Origin of the sequence: Virgibacillus sp., from assembly GCF_013393565.1 — a bacterium.
GTDB classification, from domain to species: domain Bacteria; phylum Bacillota; class Bacilli; order Bacillales; family Amphibacillaceae; genus Virgibacillus; species Virgibacillus dokdonensis.
Genome location: NZ_JABXHF010000031.1, coordinates 1 through 20,765, shown reverse-complemented (window position 1 = coordinate 20,765; position 20,765 = coordinate 1). Strand labels below are relative to the sequence as shown.

Here is a 20,765-nt window from a genome sequence, read left to right as displayed (position 1 = left end):
CTTAGAAAGAGATACAATAATGAATGAACAATCATTCATTATTGTATGGAATTTAGGAGAGAATCATGAAGAAAAATAAACCGAAATACAATCAAATTATTGAGGCGGCAGTAAAGGTTATCGCAGAGAATGGTTACCATGCCTCTCAAGTATCAAAAATTGCCAAACAGGCAGGAGTAGCAGATGGAACAATTTATCTGTACTTTAAAAACAAAGAAGATATATTAATCTCTGTTTTTGAAGAAAAAATGGGGCAATTCATTACGCATATTACAGATGCCATTCAGAAGAAGGAAAATGCAAATGAAAAGCTTTACGAACTAATTAAACTACATTTTCGCCAGTTAAGTGAAGATCACCATTTAGCTATTGTTACGCAGTTGGAGTTGAGGCAATCGAACCCTTCCTTGCGTTTACAAATCAATAATGTGTTAAAACCTTATTTAAATGTCATCGATACCATCATTACAGAAGGGATGGAAGAAAAAGTTTTTCGGAAAAATTTGAATTTACGACTTGTTCGTCAGATGATTTTTGGTACACTAGATGAAACGGTTACAAATTGGGTGATGAAAGATAGAAAGTACAATCTTGTTGATTTAGCAACGGAAGTTCATACATTATTAACAGAAGGACTTCAATCAAAGTAGTAGAACAATAAAACAAAGGGGGATGAAGTTTGACGAACACACTATTTTTGGAAGCGAATCATTCTATTGCTTATGTAACGATCCAAAGTCCGCCAGCAAACGCTTTATCTAGTATTCTATTAAAAGATTTGGAAGCAGTGTTGAATAAGATAGAGGGAGATTCAAGTATAAAGGCGATTGTTTTAAAAGGAGAAGGGAAATTTTTTTCAGCAGGAGCAGACATAAAAGAATTTACAGCTTTGCAACAAGCATCTGACTATGAATCTATGGCAAAACGAGGGCAAGATTTGTTTGCTCGCATGGAAACGTTCCACATTCCCATTATTGCCGCTATTCATGGTGCTGCTCTTGGCGGAGGACTGGAGCTTGCTATGGCTTGCCATATGAGAATTATAACGAAGGAGGCAAAACTTGGTTTACCTGAAATAACATTAGGTATTATACCAGGTTTTGCTGGTACACAACGTTTGCCGCACTTTGTTGGTTCGGCTAAAGCGTATGAAATGATATTGACTGGAGAGCCAATCAATGGGGAAGAAGCATATTCTTATGGCTTGGCAAATAAAGTAGTGGAAGAAGACGCATTGGAAGAAGAAGTAAAACAGTTAACTGAAAAAATAGTTTCTAAGAGCAAATTAACTATTCAGCAAATCATGCGTTTAATTCCCTATGCAAAGACTAGTTTATTTGCAGAAGGAGTATCAGAAGAAGCAAAAGCATTTGGCGAAATTTTTGGATCTGAGGATGCGAAAGAAGGCGTGCAAGCATTCATTGAAAAACGGAAACCGAACTTCCAGGATAACTAAACAAAAAGGAGGAGCAATAATGGAAATTTATGTGTTACTCAAGAAAACATTTGATACAGAAGAAAAAATTAACGTATCAAACGGGCAAATTGAAGATGAAGGTGCTGAATTTATTATTAATCCATACGACGAGTATGCCGTTGAGGAAGCCATTAAACAACGGGATGAGCATGGAGGTGAAGTCACCGTTGTAACAATTGGAGATGAAGATTCAGAAAAACAATTACGTACTGCTTTAGCAATGGGGGCAGATAAAGCAGTGTTAATAAATACAGAAGATGATGTAGAAGATGGTGATCAATATACAACAGCAAAAATTTTGGAAGCGTTTTTTGAGGATAAAGAACCTGACTTAATCCTTGCTGGAAATGTAGCTATTGATGAAGCAAGTGGGCAAGTAGGTCCGCGACTTGCAGATGCACTAGATATCCCATATGTGACAACGATTACAGACTTAAAGGTTAGTGGAGATACAGCTACCGTGGAAAAAGATGTGGAAGGAGATGTGGAAATAGTAGAAACAACTCTGCCACTATTGGTGACCTGCCAACAAGGGCTAAACGAACCAAGGTATCCTTCACTTCCAGGAATAATGAAAGCAAAAAAGAAGCCATTAGAAGAACTGGAAATAGACGATTTAGACTTAGATGAAGATGACGTAGAAGCGAAAACGAAAACAGTAGATATCTTCTTACCGCTGGAGAAGGAAGCTGGCAAGGTACTAGAAGGTGAACCACAAGAGCAAGTAAAAGAACTTGTTACATTATTGAAAACGGAAGCGAAAGTACTGTAATTTTAAGACAGAGAGGAGTAATGAACTTGAGTGAAAAAATAGTAGTAATTGGAGAAGTGAAAGATGGTGTATTACGAAATGTTTCTTTTGAAGCGATAGCAGCAGCAAAAAAGGTTACCGCTGATGGTGAAGTAGTTGGTGTAGTATGCGGTAATGGTGAAATGTCTTCATTAGGAAAAGAAATGATTCATTATGGAGCAGACCGTGTAATAACAGTAACACATGAAAACTTAAAAAATTACACCTCGGAAGGATATGGTCAAGCGGTAATGGCTGTTGTCGAGGAAGAATCTCCACAAGTAATTGTGATGGGGCATACATCCATAGGAAAAGACCTTACGCCAAAGCTAGCGAGTAAGCTAAATACTGGACTCATTTCAGATGCAGTAGACATTGAAATAGCTGATGATCAAGTTCAATTTGTCCGTCCTATCTATTCTGGAAAAGCATTTGAGAAGAAAGTTATTACGGATGGTTTAACATTTTTCACTATTCGCCCTAATAATATTGCAGCCCTAGATAAAGATACATCCAGATCGGGAGATGTAACTGACAAAGCAGTTGAAATTACTAGTATTCGCACGGTTATTAAAGATGTAATAAGAAAGGCTTCTGAGGGTGTTGATTTATCTGAAGCAAATGTAATTGTAGCTGGTGGTCGCGGTGTGAAAAGTGAAGAAGGATTTAAACCTCTCTATGAATTAGCCGAAGTATTAGGGGGTGCAGTAGGAGCTTCACGAGGTGCTTGTGATGCAGAATACTGTGATTACTCCTTACAAATTGGGCAAACAGGAAAGGTTGTTACGCCAGATTTATACATTGCAGTTGGTATCTCTGGTGCCATTCAACATTTGGCAGGTATGTCAAATTCCAAAGTAATTGTAGCTATTAATAAAGATCCAGAAGCGACCATCTTTAATATAGCAGACTACGGTATTGTTGGAGATTTGTTTGACATCATTCCACTTTTGATTGAGGAAGTGAAGAAAGCAAAAGTAGGAACAGGGGCTTAGAAGAAAAAGGTGCTAACGATACTAAAATAAGGATAGCCAATGCTCCGGAAACTCTCTCTATAGAAGTCAAAGAACTGATCGCTTTCCACATGCTGTGGCAAAGCAAACACATCTTTTCCTGAAAGTATAGAATTTCATTTTCTCTCCATAGAGCCTTGCCGTTAGTTTCATCTTTTTAAGGTGGGGAGATTTCCGGAGCAATATTATTATGCTTACATATAAGGGAAACAAAGGAAACATATGAATTGATTTTTAGGTTTTAGAAATGATATAAACAATGCATAAGCAAATAATTAGGATGCTTATCTAAACGATGATATACTCAACGTAATAAGCGAGAAAGCTTTATCTAAGTCAAGGAGGAATGAAAGAATGGCAATTATCAATGCTACTGATCAGACGTTTGCCAAAGAGACTGCAGAAGGTTTAGTGCTAGCAGATTTTTGGGCGCCATGGTGTGGACCATGTAAAATGATTGCACCAGTATTGGAAGAAATTGATGGTGAAATGTCTGAAAAAGTTCAAATTGTAAAATTAGATGTTGACGAAAACCAAGAAACAGCAGGTAAATTTGGTGTGATGAGTATTCCAACATTGTTGTTATTTAAAGATGGTCAAGTCGTTGACCAAGTAATCGGTTTTCAGCCGAAAGAAGCATTAGTTGATTTAATTAACAAACATGCTTAACAAATGGTATACTATTCTTTAGAATAGAAGATGAAGAATCCCTTGTTGCTAAATAGTGACAAGGGATTTTCTAGAGTCTTACATGGTAGAACATGTCTGTTAAAGGAATGAATGTAGATGAACCAAAGTATAAAAGATAAACTAGCGGTTTTACCAGCAAAGCCAGGCTGTTACTTGATGAAGGATAAATATGAAAGCGTCATTTATGTTGGAAAGTCAAAAGTATTAAAGAATCGGGTGCGTTCTTACTTTACTGGAGCACATGATCGAAAAACGCAACGTTTAGTGCAAGAGATTGAAAGTTTTGAGTATATTGTAACTTCTTCCGAGATAGAAGCACTTATTTTAGAAATGAATTTAATTAAAAAATATGATCCTAAATATAATGTTATGCTCAAAGACGATAAGTCTTACCCTTACTTAAAAATTACTTCTGAACGCCATCCAAGGTTGCTAATTACGAGGAAAATAAAGAAAGATAAAGGCAAATACTTTGGTCCTTATCCAAATGTTATCGCGGCGAGAGAAACAAAAAAATTATTGGATCGACTTTACCCTCTTAGAAAATGCAATAACCTTCCTGGGCGACCTTGCTTGTACTATCATATGGGCCAATGTTACGCCTGTAGTAACAATCCGCCTACAAAAGAAGAATATGCAGCAATTGTCCAAAATGTATCATCTTTTTTACATGGTGGATATAAAGCAATAAAAAAAGACTTAACGAAGAAAATGCAGCAAGCGAGTGAAGCGTTGAATTTTGAAAGAGCGAAGGAATTAAGAGATCAAATTCATCACATTGAGTCTGTCATGGAACAACAGAAGATGACGTTAAACGACCAAGCAGATAGGGATATTTTTGCATATAGTTATGACAAAGGATGGATGTGCATCCAAGTATTTTTTATTCGTCAAGGGAAGTTGATTGAACGAGATATAGCTGTTTTTCCTTTTTTCGATGAAGCTGAAGAAACATTTATTAGTTATGTTGGCCGTTTTTATCTCCATCAAAACCATCCGAAGCCAAAACAAATTCTTGTTCCTCTTGGTACCAATACAGAACTATTGAAAGATTTACTTGAGGTGGATGTGCATACGCCATATCGTGGAAGAAAAAAAGAATTAGTGAAGCTAGCGGAAGAAAATGCACGCATTTCGTTAAATGAGAAATTCTCTATTATTGAGCGAGACGAAGAAAGAACAATTGTAGCTGTAGAGCGCTTAGGAGAAACTCTTAATATTGAAACACCGCATCGAATAGAAGCATTTGATAATTCCAACATTCAAGGGACTGATCCAGTTTCTGCGATGGTTGTTTTTATAGACGGTAAGCCAGCTAAGAATGAGTATCGTAAATACAAAATTCGCAATGTTGATCGACCGGATGATTATGAAACAATGAGAGAAGTTATTAGAAGGCGTTACACGAGAGTTTTAAAAGATAAACTTCCATTACCAGGTTTAATTATTGTAGACGGTGGAAAAGGTCAAATGAGTGCCGCGTTGGATGTGCTAGAAAATGAGTTAGGGCTAGACATTCCTTTATGTGGTCTAGCAAAAGATGATCGTCATAAAACAAGTGAGCTTTTATATGGTTTTCCACCTCAAATTATAGATTTAGATCGCAAATCGAATGAATTTTATCTTGTCCAAAGGGTGCAGGAAGAAGTGCATCGTTTTGCCATTACCTTTCATCGTCAATTACGTGGGAAAAACGTTGTACAATCTGAATTAGATAATATTTTAGGTATTGGTCAAAAAAGAAGAAGACTGTTGCTAACACATTTTAAAACAATTACGGAAATAAAACAAGCTAGTATGGACGACCTGATAAAATTGGGTATTCCACGTGACGTCGCTGAAAATATTATTACCCATTTTCAAGCAGCTAACATAGAAAAGCAGTAGCGCCATGATCTGGCAATCTACTGCTTTTTTACTGGCGGACATTTAAGGTGCGTGTCCAAAGGGTATTAAAAGATCAAGGATCTCGGTCGGATCTTGCTTTTTTGCACCAACGAAATGTTTCTATAACAATGTATAGTAAAAAATTTGTAGTATAGGGGGTTAAGAGCTCTTGTTTCAAGCAGGCTAATGAAAGCTGCTATTTTTGTATTATTTCTATTAATCCACCGAAAACATGGCTTTAAACTCAACTTGATGAATTCTTTTATTAATCGTTTCTACGCACTCGCAATCTCTGTTTTCAATTATATGTAGAGCTTCTGCTAAAAAACCAGCTTCTAGACGAAAATCAGTAGAAAATGAAGCTTGTAATCGTGACGCAACTGCATCAGACATCAATTGAAAGGTCATTGATTTACGTTTATCTTTTACAACTTCTAATCGCCCGAAGCCTAAAAGTGTGAAAATATGTATGACATCATCTACGGTTTGTATATCAAACTTTCTGGCAAGTTTTCTCCCCATGAAATATAACAGGGTTGGAGATTCTTCACCTAGTAATTCTGGTAAACTAACATATCGTAAAATATCAAAGCCGACACCTTCTGTATGTAATGCTTCTAAATCGTGAACGGATATAACCGTTGTTTGTTGGTTTGTCATTCCATGTCATCCTCTCTGAAATACCCGTAAAGTAAGGGTAAATAAACATCTTCCTACAATGAACATTTTTTCTTCATAATGAATACTTTAAAAGTTAAAGCTTGCAGCTCTCTCTTAATAGTAAACGACGAGTGGTTATAGAGCGTACTTTTAGTTTACACTATAGAAAAGTATAAAAAGTTGTAAGGTATATAGAATAAGAAAAACTACAGCTTTCGTCATAAAAATTGGCGACAAGCCAAGTTTTTCTAATACTTTTTCCTTTTGTAGTAGTACTTAATAATTACATCATTCCATGATTTGAAGACCATCATTTACGTTGATTTCACTACCATATGTATGTAGCTTGTTATATTATCTTAAATAATTTTAGTACGTGCAAGTCACAAATCTTTGAGCTTCTACTAGTTTATCATACTTAAGATGCTTCCTAAATGCTAGAAAATATATAAATGGGCAAGGTGTATGCATTAAAATAAATTTTTTGAAAAAGTACAAGTAATGGGAATACTTTTAACGCATGCAAAAATAGAAATAAAGGTACCGTTTTCTTGACGCTTGCAATAGTTAGAAGTACAATAAACATGTCACAATTGTACAACGTCAACTCGCCGTACTTCCTTTAAGAGTTGAACTTTTAAATATGTACAACACTATGAAACTAATTAATGATCAAATTAAAGGGGGGGAACACATTGACAGAGCATCGTGAGTTTCTAACAAGAAGAGTGCACTCGTTATTAGGTGTAATTCCAATAGGTCTTTTTTTGGTTCAACATTTAGTGGTGAATCATTTTGCTGTTTATGGAGAAGAGAATTTTAATAAAGCAGCCGATTTTATGCACAGTCTACCATTTAGACTCGTATTGGAATTCGGGGTTATTTTTATTCCAATTTTGTTTCATGCTATTTTAGGGGTATATATTGTATTTGTAGCACGAAGCAACACGAAAAGATATAATTTTTTCCGTAATTGGATGTTCTTATTACAGCGAATAACGGGTATTATTACGTTTGTCTTTGTTGTTTGGCATGTGTGGGAGACAAGAATACAGTTAGGATCACAAGGAGCCGACTATAGCCTAATGGAAGGGATTCTTTCCAATCCATTTATGTTCTGGTTCTATATGATTGGTGTCCTATCTACTATTTTCCATTTTGCCAATGGATTATGGAGCTTCTGTGTGACTTGGGGTATTACACAAACACCTAAATCACAAAAAGTAGTTACATATGCAACTGTAGTTGTTTTCTTAGCACTAAGTTATGTCGGTGTAAGAACAATTCTTACATTTGCTTACGGTATTTAATTCAAAGGAACAGGGAGTGGGTGACAAGTTATGAGTAAACGGAAAATTGCCATAGTTGGCGGAGGTTTAGCTGGCTTAATGGCAACAATAAAAGCAGCAGAAGCAGGAGTAAGTGTTGATTTATTTTCCATTGTTCCTGTAAAGCGCTCTCACTCTGTATGTGCTCAAGGTGGAATAAATGGTGCAGTTAATACTAAGGGAGAAGGGGATTCTCCTTGGCTTCACTTTGATGATACAGTGTACGGTGGAGATTTCTTAGCAAACCAACCGCAAGTAAAAGCGATGTGTGATGCAGCGCCTGGAATTATTCATATGTTTGATCGGATGGGTGTTATGTTTAACCGCACACCTGAAGGATTGCTAGATTTTCGTCGTTTTGGTGGAACGCAAATGCATAGAACAGCTTATGCTGGAGCAACAACAGGACAACAATTACTTTATGCGGTGGATGAGCAAGTTCGTCGTTATGAGGTAGAAGGTCTTGTGACAAAATATGAAAACTGGGAATTTGCGCGGGCAGTTATTGATGAAGAAGGTGTTGGTAGAGGGATTGTAGCTCAAAATGTGAAAACGCATGAGATAAAAGCATTTCCATCTGATGCAACCATTTTTGCTACTGGTGGTCCTGGAATTATCTTTGGTAAATCTACTAATTCTATGATTAATACTGGATCTGCTGCAAGTAAGTTGTACCAGCAAGGTGCAAAATATGCCAATGGTGAATTTATTCAAATTCATCCTACAGCTATTCCTGGTGATGATAAATTACGATTAATGAGTGAGTCTGCCCGTGGTGAAGGGGGCAGAATTTGGACATATAAAGATGGAGAACCTTGGTATTTCTTAGAGGAAAAATATCCAGCTTATGGTAACCTCGTACCAAGAGATATCGCCACACGTGAAATTTTTGACGTATGTGTGAACCAAAAACTTGGTATAAATGGCGAGAATATGGTGTATTTGGATCTATCACATAAAGATCCAAAAGAGCTTGATATAAAACTAGGCGGAATTATTGAGATATATGAGAAATTTGTTGGCGAAGATCCTCGAAAAGTGCCGATGAAAATCTTCCCTGCTGTCCATTATTCCATGGGCGGACTGTGGGTCGATATTAATCAAATGACTAATATCCCTGGTATTTTTGCTGCAGGAGAATGTGATTATTCGCAGCATGGTGCTAACCGTCTTGGTGCTAATTCATTATTGTCTGCTATTTATGGAGGAGCTGTTGCTGGTCCAAAGGCAATGGAATATATAGAAGGTTTAGAGAAGCATGTCGATGATTTGCCATCTCATTTATTTGAAGAGAATGTAAAAGTGGAACAAGACCACTTTGAAAAATTAATGAACATGGATGGCGAAGAAAATGCTTATCAGCTTCATAAGGAACTTGGTCAGTGGATGACTGATAACGTAACCGTAGTGCGTGATAATAAAAAATTATTGCAAACAGATGAAAAGATTCAAGAACTACTGCAACGTTTTGAAAACATTAATATTAATGATACCTCTCGTTGGAGTAACCAAGGTGTTATGTTTACACGTCAGTTGGAAAACATGCTTCATTTAGCACGTGTTATTACACAAGGCGCTTATAATCGGAATGAGAGCCGTGGTGCTCATTATAAACCTGAATTCCCAGATCGAAATGATGAAGAGTGGTTGAAAACAACGATTGCAGAATTTGACGTGGAAGAAAAAGCACCTAAATTTTCTTATGAGGATGTAGATATTTCATTAATCAAACCTCGTAAGCGTGACTACACGAAAAAAAGTGAAGGGAGTAAGTAAGAATGGCTGATAATAAAACAGTTACTTTTATTATAACTCGACAAGACAGCCCTGATTCTAACTCCTATACAGAAACGTTTAAAATACCTTATAAGCCAAATATGAACGTTATTTCTGCATTGATGGAAATTAGACAAAATCCGGTTAATGCAAATGGAGAGAAAACAACACCAGTTCAGTGGGATATGAACTGTCTTGAGGAAGTATGTGGTGCATGTTCCATGGTGATTAATGGGGTAGCAAGACAGTCTTGTGCAGCACTTGTAGATCAGCTTGAACAGCCGATCCGACTAGAACCAATGTCAACATTTCCAGTTGTTCGCGATCTAATTATCGATCGTAACCGCATGTTCGATGCGTTAAAGCAAGTGAAAGCTTGGATACCACTTGATGGTACACATGATTTAGGAGCAGGTCCACGTATGCCTGAAAAGAAACGGCAATGGGCATATGAATTATCGAAATGTATGACTTGCGGTGTTTGTCTAGAAGCTTGCCCAAATGTCAATGATAAATCCAATTTCATTGGTCCAGCAGCTATTTCGCAGGCTCGTTTGTTTAATGCACATCCAACTGGAGAAATGAATGCAAGTGAACGTTTAAATGGGTTGATGGAAGATGGAGGTATAGATGGTTGTGGAAACTCGCAAAACTGTGTACAAGTTTGCCCTAAAGGCATTCCACTGACGACTTCTATTGCTGCCATGAACCGAGCAACAAATATCCAAGCGTTTAAAAACTTTTTTGGAAGTGACAACGCACATTAATTTAATTAGCTATACTAACGACCCTCTGCCTCTAAGAAGGCTGAGGGCTGTTTTTCACTAATAATTATGAGAAATTTTAGAATGATGATTATATTTACTTTGAATAGAAGTGGGTTAAGAGCTGACTTTAAAAATTAAAATTTGTACTGCAAAAAAAGCAATTTGAAGGTTTTAGTGTAGGAAAAATGACAACGTTCATCGCTACGAATAAATTCTAAGACTACGTGAAGATTCTTTTATAGCTAAATGTTTGTGTGCGTGTTACGTTAAATTTTTTAGCAATCAAACTAGCGGCATGTTGCGGCGGAGGTAGTAGATTAAATGAATTGACTGTGACAAGCTTATATTTGTCCAATCCCATACATTATTTTTTTAAAGAGGTGAAAATGTGCGAATATCTTATATTGACAATTTAAATGAGTGGAGTAAAACTTTTTCCTTTTCTATACCAGTTACGATTCGTTTTTCTGAGACAGACTTATTTGGTCATATGAACAATACTACTGCGTTTATTTATTTTGAGCAGGCAAGAATTGAATTTTTGAAGGCTACAGGTGTTTTTGATGGGAATACGAATACAGAGGGAATACCAGTAGTATCTGATTTACAATGCGATTTTTTAAAGCAACTGTACTTTGATCAAACTATCCAAGTGTATGTGAAAGCACATCATGTTGGTAGATCTTCTGTAGATATACATTATATGGTTTTAGATGATAAACAAGAAATTGCTTTGACTGGAAGAGGAAGACTTGTATACATTCATGCAAAAACAGGCAAGCCAATATCATTAGGAGAATCAATGAGAATAGCTTTGGCGCAAAAGTAAACAGAAATAGTATACGTTATATTAGAGAGAGTCGATTTTACAAGTTGCAGAACGTTGTAATCGATCTCTTTTTTAAATTTAGAGAATAAAGTGGTGGCATTAATCTTGTTAATAAAAAACCCCTCATTTTCTAAATATACAGTTAAATTTGTTTCGGGAAGTAGTGTTCTTCTTCCAGCATGTGAATGGTAGCCTAGATGCTTTTCATTTGTCTTTTCCTTTTCGTCAGTTACTAAAAGTGGCGATTACTTAAGAAACCTCCACTTCAAGCAATCTACAAGGTGGTAAGTAAAGGGATTAGTTCACAAGATTTTTGTGACCCCTCATAAATGTACGCACCGTTTAATTGCTTTTACATAAGCTATTATTGACTAAATAATTTCCCTTCATTTTGCAGCTCTATTGACAGCAAGGAGGGGTTACCATTTGAAGGACAACGAGTATAAACCGAAGCAATTATTAACTAAACGGGAAAAAGAAGTATTTGAACTATTAGTTCAGGATAAAACCACAAAAGAAATTGCCCAGGAATTATTCATATCAGAAAAAACTGTCCGAAACCATATTTCAAATGCTATGCATACCAATTGCAAATGTGATTCCCTGTTTTATTGCTAAATGTTTTACCAAAGTAGGCGTTAAATACTCTCCGCCTATAGGCGCAGGATGTTTGACGCTTTTTAATGGATAGACTTTAATTTTTGATACCGCACTATTTAAAGATATTTTACCGCTTTGCTTCCATTTCTTCTACCGTATTTCCTACTCTATTTTTTTATTTCAAAGTTATATTAAATAGTCTGCTGTGCTACTTCTGTTCCTAAAAAGATTATATAAGAAAAAACAGCTAATATTACGAATATAAAATTAAAATAGTTTGCTTGACTTTTAACTTTAAAGTTAATACAACGCTACTAATATATAAATGAAATATAAGATATCATCGTTAAATCGCTATTAAAGTTCGAACGAAACTATTATATATAAAGTTTTAAAAAAACCGAAAATACTTAAAACAATTGCTTCTTTGCTGATTTGCTTTTTTGACTAAACTTCACTATAATTGATTATGATAATCATTATCAATTATAGTGAATGATGAGGTGAACTTTTTAATTTAAGGGAAATAATATATCAAAATACAGTTTAGGAGAGTCGAATTGTCATGCGATATGATAATCAAAAGCTATGGTTAATGTTGTTTGCGTTGCTTATTACATTAGTCTTAGCAGCTTGTAGTAGTGATAATGTTGCTAAGAATCAAACGGAAAAGGATAAGAGAGAGTTAGTAGTATCAATGGGAGAGCGTATCCCTCACGAATTCGACCCTAAGAAACGCTGGGGAATGTATAACGAGGCTCGTATTATTCATAGTACATTGTTAAAGAAAACACCAGATTTAGAAGTAGAAGGAGATTTTGCCAAGGGTTACACGATTTCTGAAGATGGTAAGCAATGGACGTTTGACTTACATAATAATTTTAAGTTTTCTAATGGCGATCCTGTGACAGCAGAAGATGTGAAGTTTTCATACGAAACGTTAATAGAAGACGGTAAGCATTGGGATTTATCATTTGTCGATAAGATTGAAATCCCTGATAAGAATAAAGTTATATTTTACTTAAGTGAGCCACGTTCAACTTTTTGGGCGCAATTAACAGAAGTTCCTATATTGCCTAGAAAACATTATGACGAAAACTATTCTCAAAATCCAATTGGTTCGGGGCCATATATGGTTACTCAGTATGATAAAGATGAGCAAGCTATATTTGAAGTGAACCCACATTGGCATGGCAAGGAACCATACTTTAAAAAATGGACGTGGGTCACATTAGATGAAAACACTGCTTTAGCTGCTGCAAAATCAGGTGAAGTGGATATGATTTATGCACTTCCAGAATTTGCTGATACTAAAATTCCTGGGTGGAAACTTTTTGAGTATGAGTCTAATGACGTGCGAGGCTTGTCTCTGCCGTATGTGAAGCCAGGAGAAGTTGAGTCTGCTGATGGTTATCCTGTTGGTAATGAAGTAACGAGTGATGCCGCTATTCGCAAAGCGTTGAATATTGGATTGAATCGACAAGAAATTGTGGACACGGTCTTAAATGGTCATGGAGCACCAGCTTATTCGATTGTTGATGGTATGCCATGGTGGCATGAAGAAACTGCAATTGAAGACAATCGAGTCGAAGAAGCAAGTGAGCTATTAGAGAAAGCAGGTTGGAAGCTAAATAAAGATGGAATTCGCGTAAAAGGAGATACCAAAGCGCAATTTGATTTGTATTATCCTACAAATGACAAATTACGGACTAATGTAGCTATTGTTGCAGCAGAACAGGCTAAAGCATTAGGTATTACAATTAATTTAATAGGGAGTAATTGGGATGAAATGGTGACTAAATCACATAGTGACTCTTTAATATATGCTGGTGGACGTCATCACCCTAACCAATTTTATACGTCACATGATTTAAAGTTAGCAGGTCACGGATGGACAAATATTACTTTTTATCATAATCCTGTTGTATTAGATTATATGGATAAAGCAATCAGTTCAACGGACTTAGAAGAAGCTAATAAATATTGGAAGCTAGCACAATGGGATGGCAAAGAAGGTGCAAGTGTATTAGGCGATTTACCAAATGCATGGTTAGTTCGTATTAATCATACGTATTTAGGTGATAAGCGTATTAATGTTGGTAAACAACCGATTCATAGTCATGGTCATGACTGGGCATTATTGCATAATATTGCTGAGTGGACTTGGGATGAAGACGCTAAATAGTAATGGTAGGGGATGTATATACATCCCTTACTTAAAAGTTTAAGGAGTAGTTTATTGTGAATCCTAGAATAAAGCAAGTAGTGCAAGTTGTTTTAAGAGGCATTTCGTTACTTATAGGGCTATCAATACTGACCTTTATTTTAATGAAAAACTCCCCAGTAGATCCTGTTATGGCAAGTGTTGATTATGACACTTCAATAACTCCGGAGCAGTATGCAGCAATTGAACAGCATCTTGGTTTGGATAAGCCTGTGACGATTCAATATTTTATGTGGTTGGAACGCCTACTTTCAGGTGATATGGGAAATTCTTTAATTCATCATGCACCCGTTAGTACAATTATTAAAGATAAAGCGAGAGCTTCAGCTGCATTGATGTTGATATCTTGGTTTCTTTCGGGTGTGCTAGGCATTATTTTAGGTACTATTGCAGCACTATATCGTGGTAGATTAATAGATAAAATGATTCGGTGGTTATCGTACTTACAAGTTTCTGTTCCTACATTTTGGTTAGGGTTAATTATCTTATTAGTGTTTTCTGTAGGGTTAGGTTGGTTCCCCATAGGTATATCAGCACCTATAGGTGTCGTCGCTGAAGATGTTTCGCTTATTGAAAAAATACATCATTTGATATTGCCTGTATTAACACTGAGTATTTTAGGTATCGCTAATGTTGCTTTACACACAAGAGAAAAAATGATACTCGCATTAAACAGTGAGTATGTACTATTTGCGCATGCTAGAGGAGAAAGTAAGTGGCAAATTCTAAAAAATCATGCATTTCGTAATGCCATAGTGCCAGCTATTACGATTCAATTTGCTTCTTTTGGTGAGTTATTCGGAGGCTCGGTGCTTGCAGAGCAGGTATTTTCATATCCTGGTTTAGGATCAGCTTTAACAGAAGCAGGGTTAAAAAGTGATACGCCATTATTATTAGGTATTGTCATTGTTGGTGCATTATTTGTGTTCTTCGGTAACTTGATTGCAGATATTATTAATGCAGCAATTAATCCGCAATTAAAAAGAGGAGGGATATAAATGGAGGCGGCAACAAATTTAAAACAAAAGCTGATTATTAGCGTAGCCTTTTCTAGTGGTATGATTGTATGTATTCTTTTTTTGAGTATGTTATTGGATGGTACCAACTTGCTGACAGATGCCACACAAAAAAGTCAGCCTCCGAGTCTACACCATATATTTGGTACGGATTGGCTAGGAAGAGATATGTTTATTAGAACGATTGAAGGGCTTAGCTTTTCCATGTTAGTGGGTGTTATTGGCTCATTGGTGGGTGTAGTGCTTGCAATTGGACTTGGTGTTTCAGCTGCGATGTTCGGAAAAAAGGTAGATAGTTTTATTTCGTGGTTAATTGATTTATTTATCGGTATGCCACATTTAATTTTTATGATATTAATTTCGTTTGCTGTTGGTAAGGGAGCCTTAGGCGTAATTGTAGCTGTAGGTTTAACTCATTGGCCTACTTTAGCCCGTGTTATACGAAATGAAGTAGATGCAATTAAAAGTGCTGATTATATTAAAATATCCAAAAATATAGGTAAGACAAGCTTTTATATTTTACATAAGCATATTTTGCCAGTTATTTTCCCACAAATCATGATAGGTTTTTTATTGCTTTTCCCACATGCGATTATACATGAAGCATCCATGACATTTTTAGGTTTTGGATTATCTGCACAGGTACCATCTATAGGTTTAATTTTGTCAGAAGCTGTTAAGCATATTTCATTAGGCGACTGGTGGTTAGCTGTATTTCCAGGCGTACTGCTTATATTGCTGGTAAAAAGCTTTGATAATATTGGTGAATCCTTAAAACTTATATGGATGCCTCCAACAACCAAGTTATAGAAAGGTGTAGTTTGAAAGAATGTAAACATCTTTATAAATAAAAAAGCGCATAGCCAAACAAGCCTGTACAAGAGGCTGGAAGTTGGTAACCTTAAGGTTTCTAAATTTGGATTAGCAAGGATATCATGAATAATTTTCATGGAAATTACACCACTGGAAATCATAATGTTGGAAGCGATAAGCGAGTTCTTTTTCTCGCTTAATTTTAAATTGATTAATTTAAATTGATACCACATCACTCACGAATTTGATGAATCTCTAAAGACGGTGTAATACTAACTTGAATTAAACTGTGCTTGTGCAAATTACAAAGCCAAATGGAATCTTTTATATCGTTTTTCTTACTACGGATACCATTAACGTATTTTACGTTAGCGACGACAATATCACAATCGTTTTCCAATACATTAAACACAGGGTGTCAGCTTTTTTCTGTAGATTTTATATAGACATGGGCGCAAGATAGAGATTTTAACGAATTTCGAAGATGAAGTGAATCTCCTGTAAACGTCTTTGGTACTCATTAACCATCCTTTGGTTATGTAGTACCTACCGTTATGACAACAAATTTTTTTGGTCATTAATTCCATAGCAAATTTAATAAACAATCTTTAGCATAAACAAATTCTCACCTAATTTAATAGTGAATAATAAAGACAAGACATTGACTGTTTGCTACGTAATAAACTGGAATTGTTTATAAAAGGATTAATTTACGTGCTCATTGCCATACTTATTTGCACCTAAAAATGGAAAATGGCTAGTATACGGGCGCAAAGTAAAAAACTGTACCACTCAACTCCCTGTGCTCAGTAGTGTAGCTGCCTATCAGTTATATTATAGCAACTTTTTCGGGGGAGGAAGAATTACTTTCATTAATTTTTGTGCCTTAAGTACAGTGAAAGGAATGATACTTAGTATGAACGAACCATTTTTATCGATACGTGATTTACATATTTCATTTTCGCGATATACACCTAAACTAACTATTGAGCAGATTACACCAGTCCGCTCATTGAATATAGAGATTTATAGAGGTGAGATTTTAGCTGTAGTGGGTGCTAGTGGTTCAGGAAAAAGTTTGTTAGCACATGCTATTATGGGGATCTTACCCTCAAATGCTAAGATGTCTGGAGAGATCTATTATGATGGTCAACCACTTACGCCAAAAAAGATTAAACAGTTGCAAGGTGAAAAAATAGCTTTCATTCCACAATCTATTAACTATTTAGATCCCTTAATGAAAGTGAAGAAACAGGTGCAAATTGGTTTGCCTAAGAAGGGTAAGAAAAAAATTCAAGAATCGTTGTTTGAGGCATATGATTTACAAAAGCAAGACGGTGATTTATACCCTTTTCAACTATCAGGGGGTATGCTCCGCCGTGTGCTGTTTGCAACTAGTGTTAGAGATAGCGTAAAGTTAGTAATCGCGGACGAACCTACACCTGGTATCCATGCTGAAGCTTTAGATAAGGTGCTAAAGCAACTACGTGTATTTGCTGATAACGGTATGGCAGTACTACTCATTACACATGATATTCTATCTGCGCTATCTATTAGTGATCGAGTAACTATAATGAAGGATGGTACTGCGCTTGAAACAGCATCTGCTAATAAGTTTGAAGGAAGAGGGGAGCAGTTAAAAACATCCTATGCGAAGGCGTTGTGGCGAGCATTGCCTACTAATGATTTTTTGAATGCGGAGGGCTTAGATAATGTTACAATGTGAAAATATTGGATTTTCATATGATAACCAAAGCTGGCTTTTTGAGGGTGTATATTTAACTGTTAAACCAGGAAAAGTTGTAGGTATCTCTGGGATGAGTGGCTGCGGTAAAACAACGTTAGCTAAAGTGCTTGCAGGCCATTTACCTTATCAAAAAGGAAGAATTTTGATTAACCAAGATATAGTAGACAAAAAAGATTTTAATCCAGTACAGCTTATATTGCAACATTCGGAAAAATCTGTGAACCCATATTGGAAAATGAAAGATATTTTAGCTGAAAGTTATATCCCATCAATGGAGCTGTTAGAGCAATTTGGTATAAAGGAAGAGTGGTTATCGCGTTGGCCGATAGAGCTATCAGGTGGTGAGCTTCAACGATTTTCGATTGTACGAGCGCTACACTTAAAAACTAAATATATTATTGCAGATGAAATCACAACGATGTTTGATAGTATAACGCAAGTGCAGATTTGGAGAGCTCTATTAAATATTTGCCAAAAGAGAAAGCTGGGGTTAATTGTTATTAGTCATGAAATGGATATTTTAACTAAAATTTGTGATGAAATATACACTATGCAGGAGTTGAAGAAAAGTATAATAGATAGATGAGACCCTCTAATCTCGATTTACAAAAAACTTATTGACACATCCTGTTAAACCGACTATGATTCTATCATTAATAGCTTCTTCAATACTAAATAGCGAAGAGTCAATGTTCTTTATATAAAAGATAACTAATAAAAATTAACTGAAAAACAAGTAAAAAATCAAGCCATCTAAAATATAAGATTGGCTTGATTTTATAATTATGGTTGTACCTTAACTAAAATCTTTGCTTGGCTCTTGTCACTATCTAATAGTTTTATACCGTCTTCTACGATTTGATCTAAAGCAATTTTTTTAGTAACAACTTTTTTCACGTCAAGGACACCTGAAGCGATTAAAGCAATTACTTCAGGAAATATATTTCTATAAGCTAATGTAGAAGTAATGTTAGCTTCTTTAAAAGTAAGTTGTAAAATATCTACTTTTACAGGTTCAGGAATTATAGAAAGCACCATTACCTCTCCACCTTTTTTCACTGAAGATAATGCGTTTCCTAGCGTAACTCCAACACCCGCAGATTCATATGCAACCTCAACGCCACCGTTAGATAATTTTAAAATTGTGTCTACAGAGTTCTCCTTAGCAGCATTGATTATATGGGTAGCTCCTACCTCTTGCGCTTTTATTAATCGTTCAGGAGACATATCGATTGCAAAAATGTCAGTTGCACCTGCAGCTTTAGCAGCCATGATTGTTAACAATCCTATTGGCCCTACTCCAAATACAGCGACCTTATCCCCTACCTTTAACTTACTATGCCTCACCGCATGCAGAGCAACAGCAGTCGGTTCAACAAGTGCACCTTCTTCAAGGGACACTTTCTCAGGGAGCTTGTGCAGCATATTCGGTTGTAATACAACGTATTCTGCAAACCCACCATTTGCGTTTAATCCGATAAATCCTACAGAATTACAAAGGTTATAATGATTTTCTTTACAATATTGACATTCTCCACAATAAATAAGCGGTTCAATTGCAACATGGTCACCAACTAAAAAATCAGATACGCCTTTTCCGACTTCTGTAATGACACCTGCAAATTCATGTCCCATTGTAAGAGGTGCCATTTCACCTGAAACAGGATGAGGCTCATTCTCTTGAACACCTGCACCATGGTAAGCATGTAAATCACTACCACAAATGCCTGCCCATTCAACTTTAATTTTTACCTTTCCAGGCTCAACTACAGGTTCATGTGTACTTTCAACACGCACGTCATACTTTCCATACCATACTGCCGCTTTCATGTATAACATCCCCTCATTTGTTTATGTTTACAGTATTATTACACTAGGATAAAATATTGAGTATAATATACCTATATACCTATTATAATAGTCAATTATAGTTTAATAAATTTAATTTTAATTATATCAACATAAGTGTTACTTAATGAAAGAGGGAAACGGATGAATATAGAACAATTAGAGCATATTGTAGAAGTTGCAAAAATGAAATCCATTTCAAAAGCTTCGGAAACTCTTCATATTACTCAATCAGGTATTAGTCAGTCTATATCTGCTTTAGAAAACGAATTAAATATTGAAATATTTAGGAGGTCCCGCATGGGTGCAGTTCCTACTGAAGTTGGGAAGAGAATCATCATCAAGGCTAATGACGTATTAAACAAAGTCAGAGAACTTAGGGAAGAAGCCGAAGACCAAACAAATACACTAACTGGCGAACTACGTTTAGCAGGAATGCCAGGAGTAACATCTACATTAGTTAAGATAGCTGCACAATTAAATAGAAAATACAGTAATCTTACAGTAGACATTAGTGAAAAAGGTTCCTTTGAAATTATGGAAGATTTCTTAGAGAATAATTTAGATGCAGGTTTTGTAGCAATGAGCGAGAAAATGATTCAACAGAGGACAGAACTTACTTTCGAATCTGTTATCGAAGGGAAGATGGTTCTTTGTGCATCACGAGACTCGTATCTTTCTAAAAAGAAATCACTTAGACCGGAAGAACTTAAAAACCAAACTTTTGTTTTATATCAAGATGATTATGTAAATTGCTTTGTACGTGATTTTTCTAATGTTTTTGGTGAGATTGATGTATTATTTTCTACGAATAACGGAGACGCAATTGTTACTGCTCTTACAGAGGGCATGGCAGTGACAATTGGTCACGATTACTCATTTTCTAATCATCCGCTCGTCTTATCGGGCGAGCTTATTATGATAGATATTGATAATTTTTCAGATCATGTTGTATACTTCGGATGGATCACCAAAAAAAACACATCATTATCACCAATTACTAAGGAAGCAATAAATAGATTTAACCAAGAACTCTTTATTAATTATTTATATTAATTTGATTTGTCAAATTAAGCGAGACAACATGCTTTTATCAAAATCCTGACCGACATAATCTATGAAACACTCCATTGGTGTTTTGTATTTCAATGATTTCCTTGGTATGTTATTCCGTCGGAGTGCAACCTCAGAAATATACTCTTGTGACACAGGATTAAAGTCCATTTCTTTTGGTAGCCCATTCTTTCTCAGAAGACCGTTGGAATGCTCATTTAGCCCCCTTTGGGATGGCGTTCCAGGA

At 35.9% G+C, this 20,765-nt stretch carries 21 protein-coding genes; 17 read left to right on the top strand and 4 right to left on the bottom strand.

All coding sequences use genetic code 11. The features are described from left to right. Positions 1–65 precede the first annotated feature (65 nt). The 6 genes from HLX49_RS08415 (at position 66) to uvrC (ending at position 5,857) form a co-directional block, all read left to right on the top strand. Positions 66–650, top strand: coding sequence for a fatty acid metabolism transcriptional regulator FadR (locus tag HLX49_RS08415; protein ID WP_077703327.1), 585 nt, complete (start codon positions 66–68; stop codon positions 648–650). 29 nt (positions 651–679) lie between these two features. Then, entirely contained in the window at positions 680–1,456 is a 777-nt protein-coding gene (locus tag HLX49_RS08410) for an enoyl-CoA hydratase (protein ID WP_296361222.1), read from the top strand. 19 nt (positions 1,457–1,475) lie between these two features. Further along, entirely contained in the window at positions 1,476–2,249 is a 774-nt protein-coding gene (locus HLX49_RS08405) for an electron transfer flavoprotein subunit beta/FixA family protein (protein ID WP_296361220.1), read from the top strand. 26 nt (positions 2,250–2,275) lie between these two features. Continuing rightward, a complete protein-coding gene (locus tag HLX49_RS08400; RefSeq protein WP_101933799.1) occupies positions 2,276–3,262 on the top strand; it encodes an electron transfer flavoprotein subunit alpha/FixB family protein in 987 nt (328 codons plus the stop codon). Between the two features lie 330 nt (positions 3,263–3,592). Then, positions 3,593–3,949, top strand: coding sequence for a thioredoxin (trxA, locus tag HLX49_RS08395; RefSeq protein ID WP_331805180.1), 357 nt, complete (start codon positions 3,593–3,595; stop codon positions 3,947–3,949). A 117-nt stretch (positions 3,950–4,066) separates the two neighbouring features. Next, complete coding sequence (gene uvrC / locus HLX49_RS08390) at positions 4,067–5,857, top strand: excinuclease ABC subunit UvrC (protein WP_296361216.1); 1,791 nt, start codon at positions 4,067–4,069, stop codon at positions 5,855–5,857. Positions 5,858–6,073: 216 nt separating this feature from the next. Here the strand turns inward: uvrC and HLX49_RS08385 are convergent, their stop codons facing one another. Continuing rightward, positions 6,074–6,517 (bottom strand): YslB family protein, encoded by a 444-nt coding sequence (locus tag HLX49_RS08385; protein ID WP_073010228.1) that lies wholly within the window; start codon positions 6,515–6,517, stop codon positions 6,074–6,076. Between the two features lie 695 nt (positions 6,518–7,212). Between HLX49_RS08385 and HLX49_RS08380 the strand changes: the two genes are divergently transcribed. The 8 genes from HLX49_RS08380 to HLX49_RS08345 all read left to right on the top strand — a co-directional run bounded on the left by HLX49_RS08380 (position 7,213) and on the right by HLX49_RS08345 (position 15,867). Next, complete coding sequence (locus HLX49_RS08380; protein WP_101933801.1) at positions 7,213–7,827, top strand: succinate dehydrogenase cytochrome b558 subunit; 615 nt, start codon at positions 7,213–7,215, stop codon at positions 7,825–7,827. Positions 7,828–7,857: 30 nt separating this feature from the next. After that, positions 7,858–9,621 (top strand): succinate dehydrogenase flavoprotein subunit, encoded by a 1,764-nt coding sequence (gene sdhA / locus HLX49_RS08375; RefSeq protein ID WP_101933802.1) that lies wholly within the window; start codon positions 7,858–7,860, stop codon positions 9,619–9,621. 2 nt (positions 9,622–9,623) lie between these two features. After that, on the top strand, positions 9,624–10,388 hold the full coding sequence (gene sdhB / locus HLX49_RS08370; RefSeq protein ID WP_077703333.1) for a succinate dehydrogenase iron-sulfur subunit: 765 nt from the start codon (positions 9,624–9,626) through the stop codon (positions 10,386–10,388). A 388-nt stretch (positions 10,389–10,776) separates the two neighbouring features. Next, positions 10,777–11,217 carry an acyl-CoA thioesterase gene (locus HLX49_RS08365; protein WP_077703334.1) on the top strand — a complete coding sequence of 147 codons (441 nt, stop codon included), beginning with the start codon at positions 10,777–10,779 and terminating at the stop codon, positions 11,215–11,217. 426 nt (positions 11,218–11,643) lie between these two features. Then, positions 11,644–11,835 (top strand): helix-turn-helix domain-containing protein, encoded by a 192-nt coding sequence (locus HLX49_RS08360; RefSeq protein WP_296361209.1) that lies wholly within the window; start codon positions 11,644–11,646, stop codon positions 11,833–11,835. 547 nt (positions 11,836–12,382) lie between these two features. After that, the gene (locus HLX49_RS08355) at positions 12,383–14,002 is read left to right on the top strand and encodes an ABC transporter substrate-binding protein (RefSeq protein ID WP_296361208.1); all 1,620 of its coding nucleotides are present in this window, start codon (positions 12,383–12,385) and stop codon (positions 14,000–14,002) included. A gap of 56 nt (positions 14,003–14,058) precedes the next feature. Continuing rightward, a complete protein-coding gene (locus HLX49_RS08350; RefSeq protein ID WP_254843958.1) occupies positions 14,059–15,039 on the top strand; it encodes an ABC transporter permease in 981 nt (326 codons plus the stop codon). After that, positions 15,040–15,867: an ABC transporter permease gene (locus HLX49_RS08345; protein ID WP_296361203.1), complete on the top strand. Its 828-nt coding sequence runs from the start codon at positions 15,040–15,042 to the stop codon at positions 15,865–15,867. It abuts the gene before it with no gap. A gap of 235 nt (positions 15,868–16,102) precedes the next feature. Here the strand turns inward: HLX49_RS08345 and HLX49_RS08340 are convergent, their stop codons facing one another. Beyond that, positions 16,103–16,282 carry a hypothetical protein gene (locus HLX49_RS08340; protein WP_296361201.1) on the bottom strand — a complete coding sequence of 60 codons (180 nt, stop codon included), beginning with the start codon at positions 16,280–16,282 and terminating at the stop codon, positions 16,103–16,105. Between the two features lie 492 nt (positions 16,283–16,774). On the opposite strand from HLX49_RS08340, the gene HLX49_RS08335 reads away from it, so the two are divergent. Next, a complete protein-coding gene (locus HLX49_RS08335) occupies positions 16,775–17,596 on the top strand; it encodes an ATP-binding cassette domain-containing protein (RefSeq protein WP_296361200.1) in 822 nt (273 codons plus the stop codon). After that, positions 17,583–18,203: an ABC transporter ATP-binding protein gene (locus HLX49_RS08330; RefSeq protein ID WP_217697382.1), complete on the top strand. Its 621-nt coding sequence runs from the start codon at positions 17,583–17,585 to the stop codon at positions 18,201–18,203. Before HLX49_RS08335 ends, HLX49_RS08330 begins: the two co-directional genes overlap by 14 nt. Before the next feature lie 197 nt (positions 18,204–18,400). Here HLX49_RS08330 and HLX49_RS08325 read toward each other — a convergent pair whose 3' ends face one another. Continuing rightward, positions 18,401–19,447: a 2,3-butanediol dehydrogenase gene (locus tag HLX49_RS08325; protein ID WP_296361196.1), complete on the bottom strand. Its 1,047-nt coding sequence runs from the start codon at positions 19,445–19,447 to the stop codon at positions 18,401–18,403. Positions 19,448–19,609: 162 nt separating this feature from the next. Between HLX49_RS08325 and HLX49_RS08320 the strand changes: the two genes are divergently transcribed. Next, a complete protein-coding gene (locus HLX49_RS08320) occupies positions 19,610–20,521 on the top strand; it encodes a LysR family transcriptional regulator (RefSeq protein WP_296361195.1) in 912 nt (303 codons plus the stop codon). 9 nt (positions 20,522–20,530) lie between these two features. Here HLX49_RS08320 and HLX49_RS08315 read toward each other — a convergent pair. Continuing rightward, positions 20,531–20,765 (bottom strand): transposase (locus HLX49_RS08315; protein ID WP_367112737.1); only part of this gene is annotated, 235 nt, incomplete at its 5' end.